Genomic DNA, 7,006 nt, shown 5'->3' with positions numbered 1-7,006 from the left:
CTCGGTGATGTTGTAGTCGCTGACATGTTCCTTGAGGAAGCTGCTTCGATTTTTGCCGCCGGAGCAGGCGGAGAGAGAGAAGATGACGGTTGTAAGGGCGAGAAATAGAGAAAGGTTTTTTTTCATATCTATGAAGCCTTGTTTGTTAAAGTTATTCGTCACCGGTCACCGGTCATTGGGAATAAAGGTTCGATCATACAAGTTTCCCCATGACGAATGGGCAATGACCAATGACACGAAGGCACTCCCTTCGCTTAGACATTGAAACGGAAGTGCATTACATCGCCGTCCTGGACGATGTAATCCTTGCCCTCCAGTCGCATCTTGCCTGCCTCTTTGGCACCGGCTTCGCCGCCGTAGTTGACGAAATCTTCGTAGCTGATTACTTCGGCGCGGATGAAGCCCTTTTCGAAATCGTTGTGGATCACTGCGGCGGCTTTGGGGGCGGTGGTGTCGCGTCTGATGGTCCAGGCTCTCACCTCTTTGACCCCGGCGGTGAAGTAGCTCATGAGCCCCAGCTTCTCGAAGCCTTTGCGGATGATCTGATCCAGCCCCGACTCCTCGACACCCAGGGATTCGAGCATCTCCTTCTTCTCCTCTTCGTCGAACTCCACCATCTCCTCTTCGATCTTGGCGCAGAGTTTGATCACTTCCCGGTTGCGTTCTTCGGCGTAAGCTTTGAGGGCTTTGACATAGTCGTTGTCCTCCGCCAGTCCCTCTTCGTCCACGTTGGCGCCGTAGACGATCTCTTTGGAGCTCAGCAGCCGCAGCTCCCGGTCGAGAATTTTGAAGCCTTCGTTCTCCTGATCCGGGAAGGTGGCGGCGGGCTGTCCCGCTTCCAGGTGCGCCAGGAGCGCTTCGGCGACGGGGAGCTGAAGTTTGGCTTCCCGGTCGTTGCCTTTGGCCTTGCGCTGGAGCGCCGCGATCCGGCGCTCCAGGCTCTCCATGTCGGCCAGGAGTAGCTCAGTTTCGATGATCTCGATGTCCCGGACCGGGTCGATGGAGCCCTCGACATGGGTGATGTTCTCATCTTCGAAGCAGCGGACGATCTGAAGGATCAGTTCCGTTTCTCGGATGTTGGAGAGGAATTTGTTTCCCAACCCCTCGCCCTTGCTGGCGCCTTTGACCAGACCGGCGATATCGACAAAGTCGAGGGTGGAGTACTGGATCCGCTCCGGGTTGACGATCTTGGCCAGCTCTTCGAGTCTCGGATCCGGGACGGGGACGACGGCTTTGTTGGGTTCGATGGTACAAAAGGGGTAGTTGGCGCTTTCAGCGTTTTGCGCCTTGGTCAGTGCGTTGAAGGTGGTGGATTTTCCTACATTGGGGAGTCCTACCAGTCCGATTCCTAAGCCCATATTCAATCTTCCTTCGGGGTAAATTTTGGCGCCATTATATCCAATCCCATAGGTCAAAGAGAGGCGACGGTATGTTTGAGAAAGAGGGCCAGCAGAACCAGAAGGCTGATTCCGGCGGGTTTGGAGTACATTTTGTTGGCGGTGATAAAGACCAGCATCAACGTGGCGGCGACCATAGTACCGATATCAAAAAGGTATTTGGAGAAGTCGAGTTTGAGATCATTGACGATAGCGGCACTCCCCAAAACCACGGTGATATTGGCCATATTGGAGCCGATGATATTGCCGATGGCCATGTCGGCTTTGCCTTTGAGGGCGGCGATAATGGAGACGATGAGCTCGGGCATGGAGGTTCCCAGGGAGATCATCACGATGCCGATGACCCATTCACTGACGCCCAGGCTTCTGGCGATACTGGAAGCGCTTTCGATAGTAAATTCCGCTCCGACGATCACCAGGAGAAAGCCGATGAAGAGGAAAAGCCCCACTCGCAGCCAGGAGAAGGGTGCCGTCTCCACCTCTTCGATCTCCCCCTCTTCGAGAGCAAGGATCTCCGGACCGTTGTTTCGGAGAAAAAGCAGATAGGCCCCCATGATCATCAGGAGCAGAAATCCGTCAAAACGGTCGAAGACCCCCTGCTGAGCCATCACGACGAAGATCAGGACCGGGAAGAGGGCCCAGGAGCTGTCTTTGGCAAAAAAATCCCGGTGGGGGGTGATCTTTTTGGCCAGAAGGAAGACTCCTGCCAGGACGAGGGTAATGTTGAGGATGTTGGAACCGATGACATTGGAGACAGCAATTTCAGGTTTGTGATCGAGGCTGGCAGCGATGGAGGCGGCCATCTCCGGCAGACTGGTCCCCAGGGCGATGAGAGTGGCCCCGATGACATATTCGGAGATATTGAAACGCAGGGCGATCCGTTCACTTTGGGCGATGAGCAGATCGGCTCCCCAGATCAAGGCCGCCAGGGAGATGACGAAAATAAGGTAATCCATCAGACGGTTCCTTCGGTTCGGACGATCAGACTCTCGGGCAGACCGAACTCCCGGATCAGTCGGGCCTCTTCCGCACGCATCTCTCCCCGATCGGTTTCGTGGTCGTAGCCCAGCAGATGCAGCAGTCCGTGGATAAAGAGCAGCGCCAGCTCCTCCTCGGGGGCATGGCCCAGCTCCTGCGCCCGGGTATGGACGTGGTCGAGGGAGATGACGAGGGAGCCCAAGGGCTGTCCCGGCAGATCCCCCTCCAGGGGAAAGCTCAAGACATCCGTGGCTTTATCGATATGCCGGTGCTCACGGTTGAGAATGCGGATTGCCGCGTCGTCACAGAGGGTTAGTTCTACCTCCCGGGGTGTCAATGCTTCAGCGATGGGCTCCAGATGTGCGGTCTCTATGGGGGTGTCGGTTTGGTTGTCAACGGTTATCATGGAAGCAGATTTTACCCAAAATAGTGTAAAATCGTTCTTTCTCAGCGAGGAAACAAGCCAAAGAAAATCCTGTGACATATTATAAAATATTAAAAGGAGGCAGAGATGCCCAAAGCGGTCTGCATCATCTCCGGCGGTATGGACAGTGCGGTCAGTGCCGCCCTGGCGAAGAGAGAAGGGTACGGGATCATCGCCGTACACTTCAACTACGGTCAGCGGACCGAAGGCAAAGAGCGGGAGTGTTTCCGCCTCCTGGCCGAGGATCTGGAGGCAGAGGAGCGCTATGAGATCGATCTGCCCTTTTTTACCCAGATCGGAGCTTCGGCGCTGACGGACCGATCCATTGAGGTCCCCACAGGAGGGATTGAACCGGGCGTTCCGGTGACCTATGTGCCATTTCGCAACGGGATCTTTCTCTCCATCGCCGCGGCGATTGCTGAAAAACACGGTGCCGAGGCGATTGTCATCGGCGTAGTGGAGGAGGATAGCAGCGGCTATCCCGACTGCCGCGAGAGCTACATCCGGGCGATGGAAAAAGCGATCAACCTGGGGACCAAAGAGGAGACGAAGATCACGATCAAGATGCCGCTGGTCCATCTGAAAAAGTCCGAGATCGTCTCCAAGGCGCTGGAGATCGGGGTGGATCTGGGGCATACCTGGAGCTGCTATCGGGAAGAGGAAGCGGCCTGCGGAGTCTGTGACAGCTGCCGGTTGCGGTTGCAGGGCTTTCGGGAAGCGGGGGTCAGTGATCCGATCCGTTATGCGACATTTACAAAAAGTTGATGGATCCTTCTGAAAAAACGGTTCAATCCATTTCCGTCATCTCGAACTTAATGCTAGATCCACGGTGTGATGGGTATTGAAGCCCTGGATTCCGGGTCAATCCCGGAATGACGAAAGGTTTTTCCAGGATACTCGATTGTTATTCCGGATAGCGGATCACCTCCGGTGTATCGGTTGCCGAAGATGATTGAGAGTCGTGCTCCTCAGGGAAAGCAAGAAGGAGAGGGGAGTTCTCATTCTCCTGAGGGGGGGTGAGGGATGAGTGTCGCTCTTTTGAATCGGAGTGGCGGGGAGTGTGATGTACTTTGCCGTCAGGAAGAGGATGGTAAGAGTAGGTAGGGCTGTCACTCCAATCTGCAGGGCGACAAACCGTGCGCCCTTTGATCCATCCCTGTGCATAGAGGGCGGAACGGCGGGCGAGGGCATAGTTTTTGCGGAAGTATCCTTTGCCGGTTTCGCAGCCGTCTTGTACACCTTGCCGGTAGTCGGGATCGGTATTTTGTCCGAAATCGTGTCCTCCATAGCAGACGTGCCCGGCACGGATCGCGTCGGGGCTACAGGGGACGGAGGAGGCACAGCCCCCTAGGATGCCGGCGATTCCCCAACTGATGATCCATAGGCTCCACTGCGTCTTCTTCATGACTACTCCGAAAATTTTTGTGTTATTCTATCGAAAAAAATGGAAAATATCTGCTTGTAATATTATAAAATATAGGAACAAATATGATCAAAACGTTTATCACGATTCTGCTGTTGAGCCTGGGGCTGAGTGCCTACGATCAGGGTGGTGTAGCGGCGGTCAATGGGGTTCGCCGCAGTGCCGGAATGATTCCGCTACAAAATAACTATGCCCTCTCACGCTCCGCCTACCATCATGCCAAATATCTGGGGCGGCTCCGGCGCAAGGGGCACCTGGAACGGCCCGGCAGCGCCTACTACACGGGACGGACCCCTTTTGATCGGATGGTCAGAGCGGGCTATCCCAGCCGTGCCGGTGTAGAGAATATCTCTTACGGTGATTCCAGCTATGCCCATTCGGTCCGGATCTTGATGGCGACGCTCTACCATCGACTTGCTTTTCTTGACTTTCGCATCGATGTGATGGGGAGCAGTGAATACGGTAACCGAAAGGGACGGATCTATGTCTATGATATGGGGGCCTCTTCGGTAGCAAAACTTTGCAGCGGGGGGAGCCTCTCCGGTAACGGCAGCTACGTCTACGGGATCTGCGCCGACCGGAGCCGCCGGATTCCCCGCAGTCGTTTTCAAAAGGCTCTGCGAAGTGTTGAACGGCGCAACGCAGGGATCGTGCTCTGGCCCCCGGCGGATGCTCGGAATGTGCCGACTGCGTTTGTCCGGGAGACCCCGGATCCGATTCCGGGAATCTACCATGCGGGCTATCCTGTCACGGTGCAGTTCAATCCCGCCTATTTTCATCGGGTGAAACTGCGCCGTTTTGAACTTTTTGACGAGAAAGGCAGAGCGGTCAAGGCCCGTATACTGCAGGCCGTTAACGATCCTCATCACAAGCTTTTACCCGGGGATTTTGCCCTGATCCCTCTGGGACGCTTGGCACCCGGACGCCGCTATCGGGTCCTGTTTGAAGCGGATGTCGATGGGAAGAGAATTCAAAAAAGCTGGAGTTTCCAGACCGGAAAATAGGGGGATGGTTTGAAAAATATTTTCAAATATGAAATCGGAACTCCTTTTCAGCAGAGCGTCTGGGAAGCGATGCGGCATATCCCTAAAGGAAAAGTGACCACCTACGGTGCGATTGCGAAATATCTGGGGAAACCCGGCGCGGTCCGTGCCGTGGGAACGGCGGTGGGACGCAACCCCTTCGCGCCGGAGATCCCCTGCCATCGGGTGGTCCGCTCCGACGGCAGCATCGGAAACTACAGCGGAGGTGAAGGGGTCAAGACCAAAATTGAACTGCTGAAAAAAGAGGGCGTAGAGATTTCAAAGGGGAGGGTGACTGCTTTTGAAAAGATCCTCTACCGTTTCGAGGATCAGCACTGCACCAGGTCGGCGGGGAGTTGATCCTCCTGGCCGGGGAAGATACTTTCGACATTGAGCTCAGGATGGATCAGCTCCCGAAGCTTCTTCTGGATCACCATCTTGGTAGTCATCACACTCATCGAGCAGCCGTTACAGGTGCCGCCCAGCTCCACATAGGCGGTCCCGTTTTTTATCCCTTTGAAGCCCATGGTTCCTTCGTGGGACTTGACATACTCTTCGATGGAGGGAAGAAAGTTTTTGACGGCGACACAAAGATCTTCATCACTGAAGGGCATCATCGGTAAGACTCCTTACTTTTCAGGCTTATTGCTGAGAAAATTTGTCAGAATATAACCAAAGATGTTTAAAGGAAGCTAAAAAAATGCGCTGTCTCAGTTGCCGAAAGTGGAGTCTGCAGGTAATTTGCCGCTCCTGCCACGAACAGCTCCTGATTCCGACGGTTTCCACACGCAAAGTGGGGAGTCTGGATGTGGTGAGTCTCTTTCGCTATCGCAACATCGAACCCTTTCTGCTCAGCAAGCATACCCCGGCGGGCTATCGGCTCTTTCGCTATTTCGGGCGGCGGCATATCGCTCCGTTTTTGGAAGCCTTTGCCGAAGGGTTGGAGGCCCCTGCGAGGATTATTGCCGTGGATGAGCGGCCGCGGGGAGGCTACTCCCATACAGCGCTCCTGGCCCGCTATGGAGCTGTCTCGGGACTGACCCCGCTGCACGGAGTCTTGCCGGCAGCCAATCAGGTCCACTATGTGGGGCGCTCTTTGCAATTCCGTCTGGAGAACCCCCGGGATTTTCACTACAACGGTCCTTCGGGGATCGATGCTGTTTTGCTGGACGATATTATTACCACCGGTTCCACCCTGGGGGAGGCACATCGGGTTTTGCGTGAGAACGGCGTGAATGTCCTCTTTGCACTGACGCTTGCCGACGCGCGATAAAGAATCAGAGTGCCCGAATAATCTCCAGCAAATTGTCGGGGATCCGCTTGGGGCGTCCCCTCACGACATAGACCAGTTGCACGATCATCGTAAAAATCTCCTCGTCTTCCCGGTAGATCTTTTGCTCCAGGAGTACACTGCTGCGTTTTTCCTCCATAAGCCGGTTACGGACCTCCAGCCAATCCCCCAGCTTTGCCATCCCCAGGAAATCTGCTTCAATATGCCGCACCACAAAACCGCTGCCATCCTCTCCTTCCGGCATCATTCCCCGTCGGAAAAACTCTTCGCTTCTTGCCCGTTCGCAGAAGTTGAGGTAGCGGGAGTGGTAGACGATCCCGCCCGCGTCGGTGTCCTCATAATAGACCCTGATTTTCATCTACTTACAGTCCTTTCTCATTAATATCAGCTCGTGATTGAGCTCTTTGAATCCCGAGGATTTGTAGTAGGAGGCCATTTCCGGGAGACAGTAGAGTTCAAAGTGACGAACAT

The 7,006-nt window shown here is 54.8% G+C and carries 10 protein-coding genes; 4 read left to right on the top strand and 6 right to left on the bottom strand.

Annotated features, from left to right (window positions below; all coding sequences use genetic code 11):
- Window positions 1-254: 254 nt before the first annotated feature.
- From ychF to ybeY, 3 genes are read right to left on the bottom strand one after another with little or no spacing between them, the layout of a single operon-like run.
- A complete protein-coding gene (gene ychF, locus F8I07_RS00095) occupies window positions 255-1,358 on the bottom strand; it encodes a redox-regulated ATPase YchF (RefSeq protein WP_292654130.1) in 1,104 nt (367 codons plus the stop codon).
- A 53-nt stretch (window positions 1,359-1,411) separates the two neighbouring features.
- Window positions 1,412-2,353, bottom strand: coding sequence for a calcium/sodium antiporter (locus F8I07_RS00090; protein ID WP_292654129.1), 942 nt, complete (start codon window positions 2,351-2,353; stop codon window positions 1,412-1,414).
- The gene (gene ybeY / locus F8I07_RS00085) at window positions 2,353-2,781 is read right to left on the bottom strand and encodes an rRNA maturation RNase YbeY (RefSeq protein WP_292654127.1); all 429 of its coding nucleotides are present in this window, start codon (window positions 2,779-2,781) and stop codon (window positions 2,353-2,355) included. Before ybeY ends, F8I07_RS00090 begins: the two co-directional genes overlap by 1 nt.
- 105 nt (window positions 2,782-2,886) lie before the next feature.
- On the opposite strand from ybeY, the gene queC reads away from it, so the two are divergent.
- On the top strand, window positions 2,887-3,564 hold the full coding sequence (queC, locus tag F8I07_RS00080; RefSeq protein ID WP_292654126.1) for a 7-cyano-7-deazaguanine synthase QueC: 678 nt from the start codon (window positions 2,887-2,889) through the stop codon (window positions 3,562-3,564).
- A gap of 139 nt (window positions 3,565-3,703) precedes the next feature.
- Here the strand turns inward: queC and F8I07_RS00075 are convergent, their stop codons facing one another.
- On the bottom strand, window positions 3,704-4,204 hold the full coding sequence (locus F8I07_RS00075) for a hypothetical protein (protein ID WP_292654123.1): 501 nt from the start codon (window positions 4,202-4,204) through the stop codon (window positions 3,704-3,706).
- Between the two features lie 83 nt (window positions 4,205-4,287).
- On the opposite strand from F8I07_RS00075, the gene F8I07_RS00070 reads away from it, so the two are divergent.
- Window positions 4,288-5,226 carry a CAP domain-containing protein gene (locus F8I07_RS00070; RefSeq protein WP_292654121.1) on the top strand — a complete coding sequence of 313 codons (939 nt, stop codon included), beginning with the start codon at window positions 4,288-4,290 and terminating at the stop codon, window positions 5,224-5,226.
- Window positions 5,227-5,235: 9 nt separating this feature from the next.
- Window positions 5,236-5,604 carry a methylated-DNA--[protein]-cysteine S-methyltransferase gene (locus tag F8I07_RS00065; protein WP_292654120.1) on the top strand — a complete coding sequence of 123 codons (369 nt, stop codon included), beginning with the start codon at window positions 5,236-5,238 and terminating at the stop codon, window positions 5,602-5,604.
- Here F8I07_RS00065 and F8I07_RS00060 read toward each other — a convergent pair.
- Window positions 5,574-5,861: a NifU family protein gene (locus F8I07_RS00060; RefSeq protein ID WP_292654118.1), complete on the bottom strand. Its 288-nt coding sequence runs from the start codon at window positions 5,859-5,861 to the stop codon at window positions 5,574-5,576. The two genes, F8I07_RS00065 and F8I07_RS00060, sit on opposite strands and share 31 nt — an antisense overlap.
- A gap of 83 nt (window positions 5,862-5,944) precedes the next feature.
- Here F8I07_RS00060 and F8I07_RS00055 point away from each other — a divergent pair, with 83 nt between their 5' ends.
- Entirely contained in the window at window positions 5,945-6,517 is a 573-nt protein-coding gene (locus tag F8I07_RS00055) for a ComF family protein (RefSeq protein ID WP_292654117.1), read from the top strand.
- 4 nt (window positions 6,518-6,521) lie between these two features.
- Here F8I07_RS00055 and F8I07_RS00050 read toward each other — a convergent pair whose 3' ends face one another.
- On the bottom strand, window positions 6,522-6,893 hold the full coding sequence (locus tag F8I07_RS00050; protein WP_292654116.1) for a YbgC/FadM family acyl-CoA thioesterase: 372 nt from the start codon (window positions 6,891-6,893) through the stop codon (window positions 6,522-6,524).
- Window positions 6,894-7,006: the final 113 nt, after the last annotated feature.

Source organism: Nitratifractor sp. (assembly GCF_015487065.1).
Taxonomy (GTDB): Bacteria; Campylobacterota; Campylobacteria; order Campylobacterales; family Sulfurovaceae; genus Nitratifractor.
The sequence above is the reverse complement of the archived record's forward strand: the minus strand, read 5'-3'. Positions and strand labels throughout refer to the sequence as shown.

Bases quoted from the DNA above. Each gene is read 5' to 3' on its own strand.
- F8I07_RS00050 (WP_292654116.1), bottom strand. From the start codon at position 6,893: ATGAAAATCAGGGTCTATTATGAGGACACCGACGCGGGCGGGATCGTC.
- F8I07_RS00070 (WP_292654121.1), top strand. From the start codon at position 4,288: ATGATCAAAACGTTTATCACGATTCTGCTGTTGAGCCTGGGGCTGAGT.
- F8I07_RS00075 (WP_292654123.1), bottom strand. From the start codon at position 4,204: ATGAAGAAGACGCAGTGGAGCCTATGGATCATCAGTTGGGGAATCGCC.
- ychF (WP_292654130.1), bottom strand. From the start codon at position 1,358: ATGGGCTTAGGAATCGGACTGGTAGGACTCCCCAATGTAGGAAAATCC.
- F8I07_RS00090 (WP_292654129.1), bottom strand. From the start codon at position 2,353: ATGGATTACCTTATTTTCGTCATCTCCCTGGCGGCCTTGATCTGGGGA.
- ybeY (WP_292654127.1), bottom strand. From the start codon at position 2,781: ATGATAACCGTTGACAACCAAACCGACACCCCCATAGAGACCGCACAT.
- queC (WP_292654126.1), top strand. From the start codon at position 2,887: ATGCCCAAAGCGGTCTGCATCATCTCCGGCGGTATGGACAGTGCGGTC.
- F8I07_RS00055 (WP_292654117.1), top strand. From the start codon at position 5,945: ATGCGCTGTCTCAGTTGCCGAAAGTGGAGTCTGCAGGTAATTTGCCGC.
- F8I07_RS00060 (WP_292654118.1), bottom strand. From the start codon at position 5,861: ATGATGCCCTTCAGTGATGAAGATCTTTGTGTCGCCGTCAAAAACTTT.